The following is an 18170-nucleotide window of genomic DNA, read 5'->3' on the forward strand; positions in this document are numbered from 1 at the left end:
TCTATAGGAAAGCTTTTTATATTTTGAAGTAGTACATACTAGTGGTGATATCGATGACAACCGTTATTAGACGTGATGCGGAAAGGTTTCTGAGGGAGCTTAGGGCCCATTACGGCGATGTCTGGAGGATGCCTACCAGTAAGTATCTGTCCAAGCCGGATTTCGTTGTTGTTGACCCCAAGAGCGGTAGAAAAACCAAGGTAAGCTTCGTCTCCCTGGACGACGGAGAGGTCGTCGGCGTGGTTTACGACGAGCTCGGCTGAACTTTCGTTTTTTGACTAACCTTTTGCCTTCTGTTTGGGGTGTTGGAAATAATTAAATACTCCGATATCGTAAATTTTCCCGGTGAAAATAATGCCTGTGGACGTTTATCGCGAGGCCCTTCGGCTGGCTTCTGATATACGGGATAAGTACCTCAGGGCGGTCACCTACGCTAAAATTGGCTATTATATGTACCGGGCCAAAAAACCAGAGTATAAAACCGCCTTCAAATACGCCTTCAACGCCGCCGCCTCTATTGAGAACCCCGTCCTCCTCGTCAAGGCGCTTGTGGAGATAGGAACGTACCTCAGGCGTGCCGACTCAAAAACCGCCCAGAAGGTTTTTCACCAGGCTTACGAATCCATACTGACTTTTCCGGAACCCCTGAAGGACGACCTCCTTGAAGAGCTGGTTATACGGCTCCTTGAACTGGACATGCCCGACGATGCACTCTTCTACGCCACCGATGTTGAGGACTCCGTGAAGCGCAACGACCTGTTTCTGAAGATACTCCGGGTCTACCTCAGGAAAGGAAACATGCGCAGGGCGAGGCTCATCATAGAGCAGATAGACGACGAGCCCTGGCACTCCATAGCCGCCATAGAGGCCATAAAGGAGCACCTTAAGAGGGAGGAGTTCGGGAGTGCCATCAGGGTTCTCTCCGAGCTCAAGAGCGAGTACTGGCTTGGGGAGGCCATGAAGGAGGTGGCCGTCTACCTGAAGAACTCGGACGTTCCGACGGCGACTTACGAAAAGTTCGTGGACATAGCGCTTGGAATGTCCTCAGACACGGGTTTTGACGTCCTGAGATCCCTCCTCATAGGCCTGGGCAACCAGGGGGAGCTGGACTTCGTCATGGACATACTGAGCAGGGTTTATCCGGACGAGAGGCTCTCGATAATCGAGGGCATCGTCAAGACCTCCGTTGACAAGGAGGACGTTCTCTTTGACCTGATAAACCACCTTGAGGGGGAGGAGTTTGAGAGGATAGCGGGGTTCGTAATGGACCAGCTGCTCTCAAAGCCCGCCCACGGAAAGTATCGCCGTCTCGTTAAGACCATCGGAGAGCGCACGATGGAGGACTCCGTGAGGGTGAAGGTGGCGACCTATCTGGCCAAGCTCGGCGACTTTGAGGACGCCCTTAAGTTCGCCCAGCTCGTCCGCGGCCACTACCTCCGCTCACTGGCGTTCGGAAGCATAGCCGTCGCGAAGCTCAAGGCTGGGGACATCGACGGGGCCATAGACGCTGCCCTTGAGGTCAAGGACCCCAAGTGGGGTTCATGGCTCCTCAGTGAGATTCTGACCAAGATACTGGAACTCCATGCCGAGGGCGAGGTGAGCGAGGACATAGAGGAGAGGGCCAAACATCAGCGGATTCTCTGGGAGAAGGGCTAACGTTTTAAGCTTCCCTTCGTCTCTTCTCTTCAGGTGATACCATGCCGAGGATAGCGATTATTGGAGGTTCCGGAGTCTACGATCCGAAGCTGCTCCAGAACGTCAGGGAGGAGTTCGTGAGCACGCCCTACGGAAAGGTACGGGTCAAAATCGGGGAGTACAACGGGGAGGAGATAGCCTTTCTCGCGAGGCACGGCGAGGGTCACAGCGTTCCGCCCCACAAGATAAACTACCGTGCCAACATCTGGGCCCTTCACGAGCTGGGCGTTGAGAGAATCCTCTCGACCTCCGCCGTGGGTTCTCTCAACGAGGCAATGAAGCCCGGCGACTTCGTCATTCTTGACCAGCTCATGGACTTCACGAAAACGAGGCACTACACCTTCTACGATGGCGAGGAGAGCCCCCACGACAGGAAGTTCGTCGCCCACGTGGACTTCACGGACCCCTACTGCCCGGAGCTCAGAAAGGCCCTCATAACCGCCGCCAGGGAGCTGGGCTTTGAGTACCACCCCATGGGGACCTACGCCTGCATGGAGGGGCCGCGCTTTGAGACAAGGGCGGAGATAAGGGCCCTGAAGATACTCGGTGCCGACGTGGTCGGTATGACCCAGTGCCCGGAGGCGATCCTCGCGAGGGAGCTCGAGATGTGCTACGCCAGCGTGGCCATCGTCACGAACTTCGCCGCGGGAATAAGCAGGGAGAAGCTCACCCACACCGAGGTCGTCGAGCTGATGGCCCAGAAGAGCGAGGAGATAAAGTACATCCTCATGAAGTCCATCAAGTACATCCCGAAGGAGCGCCGCTGTGGCTGTAAGGATGCCCTCAGGGGCGCCACCGGAGACTGACCTCCCTGTTCTTTTTTCTTCATCAATGAAATTCCCAGTGCCCGAGTTTTGAACCCGAGGTTAACGAAAGGTTAAAATCCTTTGGTGTGTAAATAAGACCGAAAACATTTAGGGGGGCCTAATATGAGGTACGATGTTATAGTTATCGGTGCGAGTGCGGGAGGGTTAACCGCTGCAATAGCCGCCAAGAGGTTTTATCCGGACAAGAGCGTCCTGGTCATCAAGAAGGAAGACGTTGGCATGGTTCCGTGCGGAATCCCCTACGTCTTTGGAACCTTCGAGAGCGTTGACGACGACATTCTCCCAGTGGAGAGGTTCCTCGAACCCCTTGATGTTGAGGTTCTCGTGGATGAAGTCCTCGAGATAGACCCCAAGGGTAAGGTGGTGAGAACGAAGGCTGGAAGGGAAATCGCCTGGGAAAAGCTCGTCATTGCGACCGGTTCGAAGCCGGTCTTTCCAAGCGTGCCGGGCTCCGAGCTGGAGGGCGTTCACACCGTCCCCAAGGACTACCACTATCTGAAGGCCCTTCGGGAGAAGATCAAGGAGGCCGAGAGGATAGTCATCGTCGGCGGCGGCTTCATAGCCCTGGAAGTCGGTGACGAGATACGGAAGCTCGGAAAGGACGTGACGCTCCTAGTCAGGAGCAGACTGCTGAGGAACTCCTTCGATCCGGAGTTCAGCGAAATGGTTGAGGAACGGCTGAGGGAGAGGGGCATAAACGTGGTCTACGGCCAGGTTGAGGCCCTCGTTGGCGACGGAAAAGTCGAGAGAGTGCGGCTCGTGGACGGAAGGGAGCTTCCTGCAGACCTCGTGATTTCCTCCATCGGTTACCGGCCAAACGTCGAGCTGGCTGTGAAGACCGGCCTTAAAGTTACTCGCTATGGCATTTGGACGGACGAGTACATGAGAACCTCTCACCCTGATATCTTTGCCGTTGGAGACTGCGTCGAACACAGGGACTTCTTCACGGGCAAGCCCTACGGCCTCATGCTCGCTTCAACGGCAACCTTCGAGGCCAGAATAGCGGGTGCGAACCTCTTCAAGCTCCAGATCGTCAGGGAGAACAGGAGAACGATAGGCGTTTACTCCACCAACGTGGCGGGCCTCACCCTGGCCGCGGCCGGACTCACAGAGGAAGCCGCCAAGAGGGAAGGCTTTGAGGTCATAGTTGGCTATGGAAAAGGGCCAGACAGGCACCCGGCGAAGTTCCCCGACACCTCGATGGTCACGGTGAAGCTCATATTCTCCCGCGACAGGGGGGCAATACTCGGGGCGCAGATAGCTGGAGGGAAGAGCGTTGGGGAGATGATAAATATCCTCGCTCTCGCGATACAGAAGAGACTGACGGCGAGCGAGCTTTACACGCTCCAGATAGCCACCCACCCGCTCCTTACAGCCTCACCGGTCGGCTACCAGATTCTCCAGGCCGCGGAGGATGCCTTGGCGAAGCTGAGAACTTGAAGAGGTTGTGCAATCTCACCTCTTCTTCTTTGTTTTGGCCTTTTGGAAAAGCTTGACCAGGCCTTTGGGAAAGGCTGGCGAACAACCTTCGCGCAAGCAAAGGTTGACCAAAAATATTCTTCTCTCCGGAAGGCAAAAATAAGTCGTGCAGTAAGAAACATTTAATCAAACTTTTCTCCAGAAAAGTTTGTGTGGTGCGGTGGCCGGGATTTGAACCCGGGCCAGCGGCGTGGCAGGCCGCTGTCCTAGACCAGGCTAGACTACCACCGCAGTTCAGGCCCGTAGAATACTCACCTTCGGGCGCTTTATAAATCTTTCGGTGAGCTGAGACGGTTAAATTTATAAAGCGTTGCCGAGAAGGGTTAGCGGGCAGTGCCCCGGTGGCCTAGTCTGGATAGGGCGCGAGGCTGCGGACCTCGAGGTCCGGGGTTCGAATCCCCGCCGGGGCGCCACAGAAACTTTTGACAAGCAAAAGTTTCATCAAAGTTGGTAGCTCCTTTTCATGGCTCAATTCTGTGTGATTTCTTATCAATCGGCCGTTTTAAAGTTGAGAACTTCTCAAGTTGCTCTTTGAGTGTGGGTTTAACTTTAAAAATCGACGCCCGCAGGGCGTCAAAAGAGAAGTAAACCCTCTGTCATGGTTCTTATCTGATGCGTTCTCTTCTAAAAGGTGAGGGCTTGTGAGCAAAACCTCTTTCATCTGAGCCTCTGGGTGAAGAGCTACGAACTTTCAGTGAAGCTTTTTCCAAAGGCTTCCTTCCCATGTTGAGGTTTTGCCTCAACACCTCGGGAAGCTTCGCTTCCCAAGGAGCGTTGGCGGAAGATCAAGTGCCTTTTCTATAATGTTTTCAGGCAGGTTTTGATTTTAAGTTGTTGTCGCTGGATAGATGGTTTCGGTATCTAAAGCGCCCTGAGGGTGCTAATAAGGGAAAAGAAATCTTTGTGAACGTTTCAGGAAAATAACAAAACAAAAACTTGGGTGTCAAACCCTTCTAAGCCCTGGGAACCAGACCTTCTTCCCGGCCTTCTCCTTCTCCTCGTCCCACTCGGCGAGTATCTTCACCGCTTCGCTGGCAACGAGGGCCGCCTCCTTCTCTCCAGCCTTCCCGAATTCGTTAGTTATCCTGTTGGCGAAGACCGCACAGACACAGCCTGCCCTCAGTCCGTAGATGTTGGCGAGGGTGTAGAGGGTAGCAGCTTCCATCTCGAAATTGGTAACGTTGGCCTGCCTCAGGTCGTCCATTATGTGCTTTGCGAAGCTCGGGAAATACCCCCTGAGTCCGGGCCTTCCCTGGCCGAGGTAGAAGCTGTCGGTCGAGGCCGTTATGCCAATATGGTAGCGCACTCCCAAAGTTTCAGCCGCCTCGATGAGCGCTAGGGTAACCTCAAGGTCCGCAACGGCCGGATATTCGACGCGGACGTACTGCTTCGACGTCCCCTCGAGCCTGACGGCAGCTTTGGCTATGATGAGGTCTCCGATTTCCATTCCCGGCTGGATTGCACCGGTCGAGCCGACCCTTATGAAGGTGTCCGCGCCTATAGCGGCAAGCTCCTCTATGGCTATCGCCGTTGAGGGGCCGCCTATTCCCGTTGAGGTGACGCTTATTGGCACTCCATTGTATTTCCCGGTGTGCGTTCTGTATTCCCTGTGAAAGGCTATTTCCCTGGCCTCATCCCAGAGGGAGCTTATCTTTGGAACCCTCTCCGGGTCGCCGGGGAGCAAAACGTACCTCGAAACGTCCCCTGGCTTGCACGCGATATGGTACTGATAGCCCTCCTTTGTCTGGGGCCTGTCTGCCGAAACGAACTTCTCTCCCATGGCAACCACCTTTTTATTCACCTGTGCCATAGATATCAACGCACGTCCTAAAAAGCCTTGGGTGGTTCCCGTGCTGGTCTGCTCGAAATGCGGCAGGGAATATCCAGAAAGATTCAGACTGCGCTGTGACTGCGGTGGCACGCTACTGGTCAGGCATGAACTCCCCCCGGGCTTCAGCGATGCCCTCACTGGGTATCTCGACATGAGAAGGTACCTGAGGCTCCTTCCGGTTTCTGAGGAGCATCTCCCCGAACCGGTTCCCGCGATAACTCCCCTCTCCAAACTCGATATCGGAGATGTAACAACTTTCTTCAAGCTCGAATACCTTCAGCCGACCGGTTCGTTCAAGGATAGAGGCACCTGGGTGACCGTGGCGAAGCTGAGGGAAGAGGGCATTCCAGAGGTAATCCTCGACAGCTCCGGCAACGCGGCGATAAGCCTGGCCGCCTTTGCTGGGAGGGCAGGGATAACGGCCCACCTCTTCATTCCGGTCCACACAAATCCCGGAAAGCTGAGACTCCTGAGGAAACTGGGGGCCGAGCTTCACATCGTCAACGGCGATAGAATGACCGTTCACTGGGATGCAGTGCGCTTCTCAGAGGAGAAAGGACTGACCTACGTTTCCCACTGGCTCAACCCTTACTTCATTGAAGGGACGAAGACTGTTGCCTTTGAGGCCTACGAGCAACTAAGCGTCCCCGACTACGTTATTGCTCCAGCCGGAAGCGGAACGCTTTTCCTCGGCCTCTGGAAGGGATTTTCAGAACTCAAAGGTATGGGAGAGATAGAGGAGCTCCCTACCTTTGTCGCCGTCCAGGCTTCGGGCTACGAGAGTCTCTGCGAGCGCTCGCCGGTTAAAAGCCGTCTCGCGGAGGGGATACCGATAACCGAGCCTCCTCGGCTGGAGGAAATGAAAGCAGTTCTTGACGAAACCGGGACCTGTGTAAGCGTCGGGGATTCTGAAATAGCGCGCGCTTTGAAATGGCTCTGGGAGAGGGGCTTCATGGTGGAACCGACCTCCGCGGTGGTTCTCGCAGCCCTGTGGAGGCTCCAGGGGAGCGGTTTCATCCCCTCTGGCTCAAGGGTCCTCCTTCCGCTCACCGGCTCAGGGCTGAAGACGGTTGAAGGTATTTAAGGGTTGAATCCCAAGAACCGCTGGAGGTGGGAGAATGGCTGAGATAAGATACCCCTCCGTTGCAGGCAGCTTCTACCCCTCGGGCGAAGTGCTCATCGAGATGCTGGAGGAATTCTTCAACGACCTCGGCGAGGAGGGAAGCGAGAGGAGGATTACTGCCGGTGTTGCGCCCCACGCGGGCTACGTCTTCTCGGGCTACACGGCTTCGAGGACGTACAAGGCCATCTTCGAGGACGGCCTGCCGGAGACCTTTGTAATCCTCGGGCCAAATCATACCGGCCTCGGCTCTCCGATAGCGATTTATCCTTCAGGAAAATGGCGCACACCCCTCGGTGACGTCGATGTTGATTCCGAGATGGCCAAGACCATAGCGAAGCTCTCCGGGATAGCTGACTTGGACGAGCTTGCCCACGAATACGAGCACTCGATAGAGGTCCAGCTTCCCTTCATCCAGTACCTCGGCGAGCTCGCCGGGAAAGAAGTTAGAATCGTGCCTATAGCCCTCGGCATCCAGGACGAGGAGGTTTCCGAAGACCTTGGAAGAGCCATATTTGAAGCTTCGCAGGAGCTTGGCAGGGACGTTATTGTCATAGCGAGCACAGACTTCATGCATTACGGCCCGATGTACGGCTACGTGCCCTTCAGAGCCAGAGCCGATGAGCTTCCCCACAGGATAAAGGAGTGGGACTTCCGCGTGATAAGGAGAATCCTCGACTTCGACGTTAAGGGTATGTTCAGGGAGCTCCGTGAGATGAACCACACCATGTGCGGGCCTGGCGCCGTCGGAACGGCGATTGTTTACTCCCGCTCCGCTGGGGCGCTTGAGGCAGAACTGCTCCACTACACGACGAGCTTCGAGGTCAGCCGCTCTACGGATGCCATCGTCGGTTACGCGAGCATCGTGATGAGAAGGTAAGACCAAAAGCCACATAAACTTTCACTTCTTTCTCTTCTGGGAGGGTCAAAGATGAGGGTTCTGGCATCTGCCCCGGCTAAAATTATACTCTTCGGCGAGCACAGCGTCGTTTACGGCAAACCCGCGATAGCCGCCGCCATAGACCTCAGAACCTACGTGAGAGCAGGGTTCAACGATAGGGGTGCGATAAAGATAGAGGCCAAGGACATCCGCGTTCCGGGCCTTACTGTTTCGTTCTCCGAGGACGAGATTTACTTTGAGAGCGACTACGGAAAGGCGGCTGAAGTTCTCAGCTACGTCCGTCAGGCAATAGAGCTGGTGAGGGAGGAAGCCGATGCGAACGGTAAGGGTGTAACGGTCTCTATAACGTCACAGATTCCCGTTGGGGCCGGCCTCGGATCATCCGCCGCTGTGGCGGTAGCGACTATTGGAGCAGTCTCAAAGCTCCTCGGCCTTGAGCTGACCAACGAGGAGATAGGAAAGCTGGGCCATAAGGTCGAGCTCCTCGTTCAGGGGGCATCGAGCGGGATTGACCCCACCGTATCTGCCATAGGCGGCTTCATCCACTACGAGAAGGGGGACTTTGAGCACCTGCCCTTCATGGAGTTGCCCATAGTCGTCGGCTACACGGGTTCGAGCGGGTCAACGAAGGAACTGGTGGCCATGGTGAGGAGAACCTACGAGGAAATGCCCGAGGTCATAGAACCGGTGCTCGTTGCGATGGGCAAGATAGTCGAGAAGGCCCGCGACGTTATAACCTCCGACCTCGACGAGGAGCTCCGCTTCGCCCAGCTCGGAAGACTCATGAACATCAACCACGGCCTCCTAGATGCCCTTGGGGTTTCAACGAAAAAGCTCAGCGAGCTGGTCTACGCCGCGAGGGTTGCCGGAGCGATAGGGGCGAAGATAACCGGCGCCGGTGGTGGCGGCTGTATGTACGCCCTGGCCCCGGAGAACCAGAGCGAGGTTGCAACCGCCATAACGATAGCCGGCGGAACGCCGATGATAACGAGGATAAGCCGCGAGGGACTCAGGATAGAGGAGGTTCTGCCATGATAATCGTCAAGGTTGGCGGCAGCGTCTTCAGCGATAAGAAGGGTGAGCCCGAGAACTTTGACCATGAAACCGTGGGGAACATAGCGAAGGAGATAGCCAAGTTCTATCCCCGTGAGAACTTCATCATCGTCCACGGCGGGGGGAGCTTTGGCCACCATTACGCCAAGAAATACGGGATCAGAGAGGGCCTTCCCGAGGATTGGGATACTGCAAACTTCAGGAGGGTAGGCTTCACCGAGACGCATCAGGCCATGCTCCGGGCAAACGCGAACTTCATCAAAGCGTTCGTCCGTGAGGGTCTGCCGGCCTTCTCCGTCTCGACCTCCTCCGTCTTCATAACCGAGAACGGTGAGGTCGCCTACGGGGACATGGAAGTCGTGGAAAGACTGCTGGAGCTCAGGTTCATCCCCGTTCTCTTTGGAGACGTCTCGATAGACCTCGCGAAGGGCATCGACATACTCTCCGGCGACCAGATCATCACATACCTCGCCAAGATGCTTGGGCCGGACAAGGTTATCTTCCTCATGGACGTTGATGGAATCTACGACGGCAGGCCCGGCGAGGGGAGACTGATTCAGAACCTCAGCAGGGCGGAAATAGATTCCCTCCTCGAAAGGCTCCACTGCACAGCGGCTGGAACCGACGTCACCGGAGGAATCTGCAACAAGCTGGAGGAGGCAAAGAAGATAGCCGAACACTCGGAGGTCTGGTTCGTCAACGGAAAGGTTCCGGAAAGGCTGAGCGGGGCGATACGGGGCGACGGCTTTGGAACGAGAATCAAAAGGTAACGCCCGCAAATCGTAAACTTTTTATTGTTTCTGGATTACTCACCCAGGGGGAAAGGATGGGAAGGTCGTTCAAGGCTCTGATAGTGATCCTCGTGCTCTTCGGCTGGGTCAGTTTGATACTCTCCTCCCTCGCCCAGCACGGCCTTTTGGCGGCCCACGATGCAAAGCCGGATGATCTCATTATAGAGACCAAGACCATCACCGTAAACGGAACCGAAACCTTTGTTCTGGAGTGGAGCCTGAAGGAAACCTATGTTCAGCGCCTCAGAAGAAGCAGGGATGCCGTTTTCCTCATGTATCCTCTCATGATAACCGGGCCTGCCAGTTCGAGGTCTTTCCTCGATGAGGAGCGGGTGAACATAACCCTGAAAACGGATTCTGAAGTGGTTTCCCTTTCGGAGATGCCGTTCCACATGGAGTACCTTCCCGTCTCTGGATACCTCTCCTTCAGGGTAGTCCTGCGATCTATAGCCTATCCACTACCGGAGCGCTCAAATTCCGGGAGGATTGAACTTCCTCTTATTCCAACCGGTCCTTCGGAGTGCTCCGAAATACCTGTCGTTTTCGTCTATTTCCACGACACCGGTGGGCGCGAAGTAACCCCCACGGAGTCCTCCCTCAAACTCACTCTCCGTCCCGGACCGGAATATCCGTTCTTCGGCAACGGGAGTGCTGAAAGCATTTTTCTAATAAACGGCACGGAGCTCGTCCACAGAACATTCTGGGACGAAAGGGGTGGATGGCTCAGGGTAGAGGTTTTCAACGTCACACTTCCCTGCGAAAGCGACTGATTATCCCCAAGCTTCTTTTATCTTGATGTACGCCTCCGCGGAGCCTATCGAATGGAAATGACCGAGATGAACCCTCTGCCATCCGAGCACGCGTCCCTTCTCATCCGTTAGGAGGGCTTCCCTCCAGTTCCGCCCCTCCGAAATTTTCACCTTAACCTCAAAGCCGAGCCGCTCTGCTTCCGCAGGCGTCAGTCCAATGGAGTAGACCTCCGCCCTTCCAATCCTCTCGTAGACCGCGGGGATTACTCCCCTGTCGAGAGCGCTCTTCCCCGCGACCTCCTCCGCTATTAACCGCGCGTAATGTCCGGCGACGAAACCGAGGGGACGGTAAACGGCCTTTCCGGTGATGAAGTCCCAGCTCATCGCGCAGTCCCCGAGGGCGTATACATCGGGAATCACAGTTCTCCCAACCCTGTCGATCTCTATCGGCCTCCCATCGTCCCTCAAAAGAGAGGAGTTGGGCCTCACGCCCGTGGCGAGGACGACCGCGTCGACGTCGACTCTTCTCCCATCCGCCAGTTTTATCTCCTCTACCCTTCCATTTCCCCCAACTTCCTTCACGAGGGAACTCGTGAGAATCTGAATTCCCTCGCCTTTCAAGTGTTCCTCGAGGAACCCCGAGAGTTCTCCCGCCAGAATGCTAGGGAGAACGCTCTCCATCGCCTCGATCACGGTGACGGAGTGTCCCCTCTCCTTCAGTGCCACCGCCGCCGTCAGCCCGACGAGCCCGGCCCCGATTACCGCTACCTTACTTCCGGAGGGCAGAGAGGCGAGAAACTCAAGGTCTTCTCGGCCGTGGAATCCGATAACACCCCTTTTCTCAATCCCTTTTATCGGCGGCACGAAGGGCTTTCCTCCCGTTGCCACCACCAGCTTGCCGTATCTCAGCCGGCGTTTTCCGTTTCCGGTTTTAACTAAGACGAGCTTTTCCTTCTCCCTGAGTTCTAGGGCTTCACCTTCCACAACATCGATGCTCGCCCTTTGAAGGTTCTCCGCAAGGCCGAGTACGGCCTCGTCTGGGGGGAGTCCCCTGGAGACTATCTCCGCAAGGCGGTGCCTCGTGTAGGGCGGCCATTCCTTGGCCACGATGGTTATTCCCCCCGCGTCAATCCCGTTTTCAATGAGGTTGAAGGCCGTGTAGAGCCCCCCGATTCCGCCGCCGATTATCACGATTTTCCCTTCCATGCTCTCACCGCAGTCCCTTGAATTCTAGAAGCTCCACCACCGAAGGTTTCTCCCTCATCAGAAACCTCTTTCTCTCGACTCTTTCGTAGACGAGGGCACCCTCTTCGCAGGCCGCGACGCACCTTGGGCTTCCGGAGCAGAGGTCGCACTTCGTCATCGTCCCGTCGGGCCTTAGGAAGACCGCGCCGAATGGACACACCGCAGTGCAGGCCTTGCAGGAGGTGCAGAGGGACTGGTTTAGGATCACAGCTCCGTTCTCCGAAACGCTGAGCGCCCCGAACTCGCAGACCTCGACACAAGGTGCTGGGTTACAGTGACGGCAGAGGACGACGTCCCATCGCCCCGGAAGGGTGGGGAGGGGAATCACCCTAATCCCATCCTCGATCGGGCACGCCTCGACGCAGTCCATGCAGCCGGTGCACTTCTCCGTCAGAACATGGAGAAGGTACTCCATCAGACGTCCAGCTCCCCGCTCTTCTCCACGAGCTCTAGCAGATATTCAACGGCCTCCTCCGCCTTCTTTCTGGGGTGTTCTGACGTCTCCTTCCCGCCGTAGAGTCCGTAGGCAACTCCGGCAGCTTTGGCCTTCTTCAGCTCCCTCACGGCTTTCTTTTCCTCCATGTAGACTATGGCGTCGTGCGGACAAACCGCCACGCACTCGGGCTCACCCTCACAGAGGTCGCACTTTATCGGCCTCGCCTCTACCTCAAAGCTTATCGCCCCGAAGGGACAGGCGTAGGCGCACTCCCTGCAGCCTATGCAGCGGTCGTAGTTTATGATGTAGGCCCCGTTTTTGTCCCTGCTTATGGCATCCACTGGGCAGACTCGTTCACAGGCTGCATCCTGGCACTGGAGGCAGTAGACCTGAACCGACGTCTGCACCTCGGGCTTGGTGAGGATCGTTATCCTCGACAGCGAGAGGTCGAAGACGCCATGGTGCTTGAAGGAGCAGGCGAGCTCGCAGAGGTGGCAGCCGGTGCAGTTCTCGTAGATAACCGCCAGCACGAACATTCAGGCCACCTCCCTTACCGGGCCGTCCCACTCGGGAAACTCCTTCCCCTCGATTTGGTCAGCGACGTAGCCGATGCCGAGTCCCTCCAACGTTTCCCTCTTGGGGTAGGCAGTCTCCACGTCGCATCCGCGCCTTCTCAGATACTCATCAACGAGCTCCCAGTGCCGCCTTACCTGCGCCTTTGCCCTCTCCGTCGCGGCGAACTCGGGCGGGAACTTGACGTCGTAGTGCTTCTTCTTGATCCCCTGCTTGACGTTGAAGGCCATCTCCGTGAGGTATATCCTGTCGGTCGCGTCTATGACGTCCTTCTCTGTGAACTCTATGCCGGTGAAGGCCGTCAGGAGCATCGCCGTCCCCTTGAAGACCGGATACTTCCAGACGAGCGGAACCGCCTGGAGCCAGCTGTTTATCGAGCCCTTGCACCTCCCGAGGGAATCTGCCAGGGTGCAGGCCCTCTCACCGTAGATGAGCGCCCCGACGGGGTCCTTCCTGTAGTCGGGCAGGCCGGCCTCGAGCATCCCCCTAACTGCCTCGATGTCCATGAGCTTGTCGTTCTCCCAGTAGGCCCACGAGCGGCCCCTCAGGTGGTCGGCCCCCCTCGTCGAGGTCGCGTGGGAGAGAGTGAAGATCCCGTTGATGAAGTCTACCTCGTACCAGCCCCTGTTCACGCCCTTCACGTCGTAGCAGTAGGCTAAAGCCTCCTCTCCGTAGAGCTTTGCGAAGTTGCGGTAGCCCTCGGCGAGTTTGTTCCCGAGGCCCTTTCTATAGGCGGTCATCTCGATGAGTTGGATCTGCCCCTCTGCGTCACCCCACTCAAGCGAAACGCCCCTCACATCCTCCCCGCTCAGGATTCCCTTCTCGTGGAGGAGCCTCGCGAGCGCTATCGTGTCTCCGAGCGTCATCACGTCCATTCCGTACTCGTCCGCCATGTGTTCCATCCGCAGAATAGCTTCGGTGTCGGTTATGCAGTTGTTGCTCCCGAGGGCGTATATCGACTCGAACTCGCTTGAGGTGCCGTATTCGCCCGTGCTCGGCAGGTAGTAAACATCCTTGCAGGCGAGAGGACAGGAGAAGCACTGGGTTCTTCCGACCTCGTACTCGGCCAGATCCTGCGGCCTTAACCCAACCGGCAGCTCCTCCGCGCTGAGCGGAACCTGGAAGTACTTCCAGCTCGGATACCACTGTATCAGCCCGTAATGGGTCCCAATGACTGAGTAAATCCTCTTGACGAACTCGTTGCGGTTGAAGTAGTCGATATCCTCTTTGGCCATCTCGTAGAACCGCTCGGGGTCCGCCGGCTCGACACCCTTCGTCCCTATGACCGCTATCGCCTTGAGGTTCTTCGAGCCCCACACGGCGCCACTTCCCCTCGCCCCGGAGTGGTACTTGTCCACCATCGTCGTGGCGAAGCGCACGAGGTTCTCTCCGGCAGGCCCTATCCCCGCGACGCTCACCTCATCGCCGTGCTCGGCTCTCAGCCACTCAACGGTCTCGCCGGTGGTCAGACCCCAGAGCCCCTCTGCGTCCCTTATCTCAACCTCGTCGTCCTCGATGAAGACGTACTTTGGTTCTTGGGCCCTCCCGGTCACGATTATCTGCTCGTAGCCGGCGAACTTCAGCATCGCCGAGAATTCGCTGCCGGCATTACCGTCTCCGAGGATACCAGAGAGCGGCGAGAGGGTGCTTATGTGGAGCCTGCTCGTCATCGGCAGTGCAGTTCCCGCGAAGGTTCCGTTGCCCAGTGCGAGAACGTTCTCCGGGCTCAGGGGGTCTATTCTGCCGGGTATAATGTCGAAGAGGGCCTTTGAGTTGAACCCCCTTCCCCCGAGATACCGCTTCACGGTCTCGGACGAAACTTCCCGTTTAACAACCTTCTCCCTCGTTAGGTCGATGATCAGGATGTCCCCAACATTCCGCTCAGATGATATTGACATTTTTTCATTCCTCCGTGAAATGAGCCGTAATATACCAAATCCTACGTTGATGTATATAAGCGTTGCCGGGGTTATAACCCGAGTTGCACTCCAAAAACCTCTTAACCTTCGGCTCCATTCTCTCTTCGGTGGTTGAAATGGAGGCTTTTGATAAGGAGGAACTCACGATCATCAGGAAGTTTGAGCACATCGAGCACTGCTTGAAGAGAAACGTCCAATCCCACGTTTCCAACGGTTTTGAGGACGTCCACTTCGTCCACATGAGCCTGCCCGAGATAGACAAGGAGGAAATAGACCTGAGCGTCGAGTTTCTTGGGAGGAAGTTCGACTATCCCATTTTCATAGCCGGAATGACCGGCGGGACGAGGGGCTCCCAGCTGGCCGGAAAGATAAACAAGACTTTAGCAAAGGCCGCCCAGGAGCTTAACATACCTATGGGCGTCGGCAGCCAGAGGGCGATGATAAGAACGCCCGAAACCTGGGAGAGCTACTACGTTCGCGATGTCGCGCCCGATGTTTTCCTCGTCGGCAACCTCGGCGCCCCCCAGTTCGCCGAGACGATGCCCGGCAGATACGGCCTTGAGGAGGCCCTAAAGGCCGTTGAGACCATTCAGGCGGACGCTTTAGCGATACACATGAACCCGCTCCAAGAGAGCGTTCAGCCCGAGGGCGATACCCAGTACAGGGGCGTTCTTAAAGCTTTGGCAGAACTCAAGGCTGAGTTCCCCTATCCGATAATAGCAAAGGAAACGGGTGCCGGCGTTTCGATGGAGGTTGCGGTGAGGCTTGAGAGCATCGGGATAGACGCGATTGATGTCGGCGGCCTCGGCGGAACGAGCTGGAGCGCCGTCGAGTACTACCGCGCCAAAGACGAGATGGGCAGGAACCTTGCCCTCAGGTTCTGGGACTGGGGAATAAAGACAGCGGTAAGCGTCGCCGAGGTTCGCTACGCCACCGACCTGCCGATTATAGCCACCGGCGGAATGCGCGATGGGATAACGATGGCGAAGACCTTGGCGATGGGAGCTACCTTCGCCGGTGTTGCGTTGCCACTCCTCAAGCCAGCTGTGAAGGGCGACGTCGAGGGAGTCATTAAAGTCCTCCAGCGCTACATCGAGGAACTCAGAAACGCAATGTTCCTCGTCGGGGCGAGGAACGTCGAGGAGCTGAGAAAGGTTCCGCTCGTGGTTACGGGCTTCACGAGGGAGTGGCTTGAGCAGAGGATCGACCTGCCGGCCTATTTAAAGAGCGGGAGGTGAAAAGGTGAGTTTTCCGTTTGTTGAAATCTCTCAGATAGTAATAGCTTTTGTGGCATTATATGGTTTATACAAGGACACTATAAAATCCCCTGAAAAAATTTTTAGGGGGTCTCTTTTTAGATCTTCGATCTTTTATCATAAGATAAACGAGATTATAGAAAGAGAGTCGGAATTAGTTTTGCTTGGTAAACCAAAAACACGGGAAAGAAGTATATTGGCTCTAGCTGTAGTGGGGGGTTTTGTATTATTCTATTTCTTACTGAAACAGATGATTTCGAGCTTAAATATCGGCCAGGGTGATATTCTAGATGAGCTCTTTATAAAGGACAATGGAAGTAATGGAATGGCGTTTCTCATGAATCTGAGTATGATATTGCTTCTTACGTGGTTAATGGCAATAGGTTATTTTCGGAATACTACACTCACCTTGTCTACGGAAAAACTACTTTCTTTTAAGGATCGCCTTTTCATAATGCTATTTGATACTTTCATGTTTTTGGGAATAGTTTCTGTTATAGTCACTAGCGGCATGTATATCTTGGGTCAGTATGCATTGTATCTTGACTCTGGTGACTCTTCTCATTTGTATACAATAGGTATTGTTATTTTCATATTCATTCTTTATTTGGTATATCTTTACAGATCCTACAACTCTAACAAAGGGTTAATGATATCTAGAGTAAAGTACCTATTAGTATTCTCCAAAAACATTGCTCTTCCCAAATCCAAAGTGACTTTAAAAAACGGTAGAATCATTGAGGGGTTTTTGGTTCCATTTTATTCTGATAAGAATGTGGTAGTCATAGCTTCATTAGAAAGAGATGGGCTCAAAGTTAGGAATATTTTAAAATACATCCCCTGGAGTGAAATTTCAATATTTGAAATAACTGAGGAAAAGTAATGCACACCTTTTTAAACCCCTGCCCACAACTAAGACCAACGCAGCCCCACGCCTCAGGAGAGGCCTGGGGGCGTAAGGAGGAATAGACATGATAAAAATCCATACAGTTAGCGGTTACGAGGAAGTAGGCAAGAACATGACCGCCGTCGAATACAACGGGGAAGTTGTTATAATAGATATGGGAATAAGGCTTGACCGCGTTCTCATTCATGAAGATGTCAACATCCAGCAGTTCCCCACGAAGGAACTCCAGAAGCTCGGTGCGATTCCTGACGATTCGTCAATAAGGAACAAGAAGGTTGTCGCCATAACCTTCACCCACGGTCACCTCGACCACATAGGGGCCGTTGCCAAGCTCGCCCCCCACTACCCTGACGTCCCGATATACGGCACGCCCTACACGATAAAGCTCGCGAAGGGTGAGGTCAAGAGCGAACAGTACTTCGAGGTCAAGAACCCGATGTACGAGACCGAGTACGGCGAGATCGTCCAGGTGAGTGAGAACCTGGCGATAGAGTTCGTTAGGATAACCCACTCAATCCCCCAGTCCTCCATGGTCGTCGTCCACACCCCGGAAGGTGCGGTAGTTCACACCGGCGACTTCAAGTTCGACAACAACAACCCGCTCGGGGAGAGGCCGGACTACAAGCGCCTGAGGGAGCTCGGCAAGGAGGGCGTTAAGGTTCTCATTCCCGAATCAACACGCATAGAACAGCCGACCAAAACACCCAGTGAGGCGGTAGCCCAGATGCTCCTTGAGGACTTCTTCCTCTACGAGGGCATGGAGGCCGATGGGCTGATAGCGACGACCTTCGCCAGCCACATTGCAAGACTTCAGGAGCTCATCTGGATAGCCAATAAGATGGGCAGGCAGGCTGTGCTGGTCGGCCGCTCGCTCGCTAAATATACGGGAATAGCCAAGCAGCTTGGCCTCATTAAGATGAAGGGCGCGAAGGCCGTGAGGAGTCCAAACGCCGTCAGGAAGGTTCTCAAGGAGGTTTCCGGAGCGAGGGAGAACTATCTGCTCATAGTCACCGGCCACCAGGGAGAACCCGGCGCGGTCCTCACGAGGATGGCCAACGGTGAGCTCTACGACATCGGCAAGCGCGACACCGTGGTTTTCTCCGCCGGAACGATACCCAACCCGCTCAACAGGGCCCAGCGCTACGTCCTTGAGACGAAGCTCAAGATGAAGGGAGTTAGGATGATAAAGGACCTCCACGTCAGCGGTCACGCCAGCAGGGAGGACCACCGCTACCTTCTCAGGATGCTCAATCCGGAGAACATAGTTCCAGCGCACGGAGACTTCAGGATGCTCACCCACTACGCCGAGCTCGCCGAGGAGGAGGGCTACCTGATAGGCAGGGACGTCTTCGTGTCGAGGAACGGCTACCTGGTCGAGATAAGGTAGG

The 18170-nt window shown here is 55.4% G+C and carries 17 protein-coding genes and 2 tRNA genes; 13 read left to right on the forward strand and 6 right to left on the reverse strand.

What is annotated here, in order from left to right; translation table 11 throughout:
* Window positions 1-53: 53 nt before the first annotated feature.
* The 4 genes from CDI07_RS01310 to CDI07_RS01325 all read left to right on the forward strand — a co-directional run bounded on the left by CDI07_RS01310 (window position 54) and on the right by CDI07_RS01325 (window position 3962).
* On the forward strand, window positions 54-263 hold the full coding sequence (locus CDI07_RS01310; RefSeq protein ID WP_088179890.1) for a hypothetical protein: 210 nt from the start codon (window positions 54-56) through the stop codon (window positions 261-263).
* 91 nt (window positions 264-354) lie between these two features.
* Window positions 355-1656 (forward strand): hypothetical protein, encoded by a 1302-nt coding sequence (locus CDI07_RS01315; RefSeq protein ID WP_088179891.1) that lies wholly within the window; start codon window positions 355-357, stop codon window positions 1654-1656.
* Window positions 1657-1697: 41 nt separating this feature from the next.
* Window positions 1698-2501: an S-methyl-5'-thioadenosine phosphorylase gene (gene mtnP / locus CDI07_RS01320; RefSeq protein WP_088179892.1), complete on the forward strand. Its 804-nt coding sequence runs from the start codon at window positions 1698-1700 to the stop codon at window positions 2499-2501.
* Window positions 2502-2624: 123 nt separating this feature from the next.
* On the forward strand, window positions 2625-3962 hold the full coding sequence (locus tag CDI07_RS01325) for an FAD-dependent oxidoreductase (protein ID WP_088179893.1): 1338 nt from the start codon (window positions 2625-2627) through the stop codon (window positions 3960-3962).
* A 192-nt stretch (window positions 3963-4154) separates the two neighbouring features.
* Here the strand turns inward: CDI07_RS01325 and CDI07_RS01330 are convergent.
* Window positions 4155-4232, reverse strand: a tRNA-Gly gene (locus CDI07_RS01330).
* A 104-nt stretch (window positions 4233-4336) separates the two neighbouring features.
* Here CDI07_RS01330 and CDI07_RS01335 point away from each other — a divergent pair.
* Window positions 4337-4414: transfer RNA gene (locus tag CDI07_RS01335), tRNA-Arg, on the forward strand.
* 530 nt (window positions 4415-4944) lie between these two features.
* On the opposite strand, the gene udp is transcribed toward CDI07_RS01335, so the two are convergent.
* The gene (gene udp / locus CDI07_RS01340) at window positions 4945-5781 is read right to left on the reverse strand and encodes a uridine phosphorylase (RefSeq protein ID WP_088179894.1); all 837 of its coding nucleotides are present in this window, start codon (window positions 5779-5781) and stop codon (window positions 4945-4947) included.
* A 70-nt stretch (window positions 5782-5851) separates the two neighbouring features.
* Between udp and CDI07_RS01345 the strand changes: the two genes are divergently transcribed.
* The 5 genes from CDI07_RS01345 to CDI07_RS01365 are packed head-to-tail and all read left to right on the forward strand — an operon-like array spanning window position 5852 to window position 10467.
* A complete protein-coding gene (locus CDI07_RS01345) occupies window positions 5852-6916 on the forward strand; it encodes a pyridoxal-phosphate dependent enzyme (protein ID WP_088179895.1) in 1065 nt (354 codons plus the stop codon).
* Window positions 6917-6950: 34 nt separating this feature from the next.
* Entirely contained in the window at window positions 6951-7832 is an 882-nt protein-coding gene (locus CDI07_RS01350) for an MEMO1 family protein (RefSeq protein ID WP_088179896.1), read from the forward strand.
* Window positions 7833-7883: 51 nt separating this feature from the next.
* A complete protein-coding gene (locus CDI07_RS01355) occupies window positions 7884-8888 on the forward strand; it encodes a mevalonate kinase (protein WP_088179897.1) in 1005 nt (334 codons plus the stop codon).
* Window positions 8885-9676, forward strand: a complete 792-nt coding sequence (locus CDI07_RS01360; RefSeq protein ID WP_088179898.1) for an isopentenyl phosphate kinase — start codon at window positions 8885-8887, stop codon at window positions 9674-9676. The genes CDI07_RS01355 and CDI07_RS01360 overlap by 4 nt, the downstream gene beginning before the upstream one ends.
* A 56-nt stretch (window positions 9677-9732) precedes the next feature.
* Complete coding sequence (locus tag CDI07_RS01365) at window positions 9733-10467, forward strand: hypothetical protein (RefSeq protein ID WP_088179899.1); 735 nt, start codon at window positions 9733-9735, stop codon at window positions 10465-10467.
* Here the strand turns inward: CDI07_RS01365 and CDI07_RS01370 are convergent, their stop codons facing one another.
* The 4 genes from CDI07_RS01370 to CDI07_RS01385 are packed head-to-tail and all read right to left on the reverse strand — an operon-like array spanning window position 10468 to window position 14598.
* Window positions 10468-11652, reverse strand: a complete 1185-nt coding sequence (locus tag CDI07_RS01370; RefSeq protein ID WP_088179900.1) for an NAD(P)/FAD-dependent oxidoreductase — start codon at window positions 11650-11652, stop codon at window positions 10468-10470. It abuts the gene before it with no gap.
* Between the two features lie 4 nt (window positions 11653-11656).
* Window positions 11657-12106, reverse strand: coding sequence for a 4Fe-4S dicluster domain-containing protein (locus tag CDI07_RS01375; protein WP_088179901.1), 450 nt, complete (start codon window positions 12104-12106; stop codon window positions 11657-11659).
* Window positions 12106-12663, reverse strand: coding sequence for a 4Fe-4S dicluster domain-containing protein (locus CDI07_RS01380; protein WP_088179902.1), 558 nt, complete (start codon window positions 12661-12663; stop codon window positions 12106-12108). Before CDI07_RS01380 ends, CDI07_RS01375 begins: the two co-directional genes overlap by 1 nt.
* On the reverse strand, window positions 12664-14598 hold the full coding sequence (locus tag CDI07_RS01385; protein ID WP_088179903.1) for an aldehyde ferredoxin oxidoreductase family protein: 1935 nt from the start codon (window positions 14596-14598) through the stop codon (window positions 12664-12666).
* 137 nt (window positions 14599-14735) lie between these two features.
* On the opposite strand from CDI07_RS01385, the gene fni reads away from it, so the two are divergent.
* From fni to CDI07_RS01400, 3 genes are all read left to right on the forward strand, one after another.
* Window positions 14736-15857: a type 2 isopentenyl-diphosphate Delta-isomerase gene (gene fni, locus CDI07_RS01390; protein WP_088179904.1), complete on the forward strand. Its 1122-nt coding sequence runs from the start codon at window positions 14736-14738 to the stop codon at window positions 15855-15857.
* 4 nt (window positions 15858-15861) lie between these two features.
* Window positions 15862-16758 carry a hypothetical protein gene (locus CDI07_RS01395; protein WP_088179905.1) on the forward strand — a complete coding sequence of 299 codons (897 nt, stop codon included), beginning with the start codon at window positions 15862-15864 and terminating at the stop codon, window positions 16756-16758.
* Between the two features lie 88 nt (window positions 16759-16846).
* Window positions 16847-18169, forward strand: a complete 1323-nt coding sequence (locus tag CDI07_RS01400; protein ID WP_088179906.1) for an RNase J family beta-CASP ribonuclease — start codon at window positions 16847-16849, stop codon at window positions 18167-18169.
* The last annotated feature ends 1 nt before the right edge of the window (window position 18170 follow it).

Origin of the sequence: Thermococcus sp. 5-4, assembly GCF_002197185.1 — an archaeon.
GTDB classification, from domain to species: domain Archaea; phylum Methanobacteriota_B; class Thermococci; order Thermococcales; family Thermococcaceae; genus Thermococcus; species Thermococcus radiotolerans.

Bases quoted from the DNA above. Each gene is read 5' to 3' on its own strand.
- CDI07_RS01310 (WP_088179890.1), top strand. From the start codon at position 54: ATGACAACCGTTATTAGACGTGATGCGGAAAGGTTTCTGAGGGAGCTT.
- CDI07_RS01315 (WP_088179891.1), top strand. From the start codon at position 355: ATGCCTGTGGACGTTTATCGCGAGGCCCTTCGGCTGGCTTCTGATATA.
- mtnP (WP_088179892.1), top strand. From the start codon at position 1,698: ATGCCGAGGATAGCGATTATTGGAGGTTCCGGAGTCTACGATCCGAAG.
- CDI07_RS01325 (WP_088179893.1), top strand. From the start codon at position 2,625: ATGAGGTACGATGTTATAGTTATCGGTGCGAGTGCGGGAGGGTTAACC.
- udp (WP_088179894.1), bottom strand. From the start codon at position 5,781: ATGGGAGAGAAGTTCGTTTCGGCAGACAGGCCCCAGACAAAGGAGGGC.
- CDI07_RS01350 (WP_088179896.1), top strand. From the start codon at position 6,951: ATGGCTGAGATAAGATACCCCTCCGTTGCAGGCAGCTTCTACCCCTCG.
- CDI07_RS01355 (WP_088179897.1), top strand. From the start codon at position 7,884: ATGAGGGTTCTGGCATCTGCCCCGGCTAAAATTATACTCTTCGGCGAG.
- CDI07_RS01360 (WP_088179898.1), top strand. From the start codon at position 8,885: ATGATAATCGTCAAGGTTGGCGGCAGCGTCTTCAGCGATAAGAAGGGT.
- CDI07_RS01365 (WP_088179899.1), top strand. From the start codon at position 9,733: ATGGGAAGGTCGTTCAAGGCTCTGATAGTGATCCTCGTGCTCTTCGGC.
- CDI07_RS01370 (WP_088179900.1), bottom strand. From the start codon at position 11,652: ATGGAAGGGAAAATCGTGATAATCGGCGGCGGAATCGGGGGGCTCTAC.
- CDI07_RS01375 (WP_088179901.1), bottom strand. From the start codon at position 12,106: ATGGAGTACCTTCTCCATGTTCTGACGGAGAAGTGCACCGGCTGCATG.
- CDI07_RS01380 (WP_088179902.1), bottom strand. From the start codon at position 12,663: ATGTTCGTGCTGGCGGTTATCTACGAGAACTGCACCGGCTGCCACCTC.
- CDI07_RS01385 (WP_088179903.1), bottom strand. From the start codon at position 14,598: ATGTCAATATCATCTGAGCGGAATGTTGGGGACATCCTGATCATCGAC.
- fni (WP_088179904.1), top strand. From the start codon at position 14,736: ATGGAGGCTTTTGATAAGGAGGAACTCACGATCATCAGGAAGTTTGAG.
- CDI07_RS01400 (WP_088179906.1), top strand. From the start codon at position 16,847: ATGATAAAAATCCATACAGTTAGCGGTTACGAGGAAGTAGGCAAGAAC.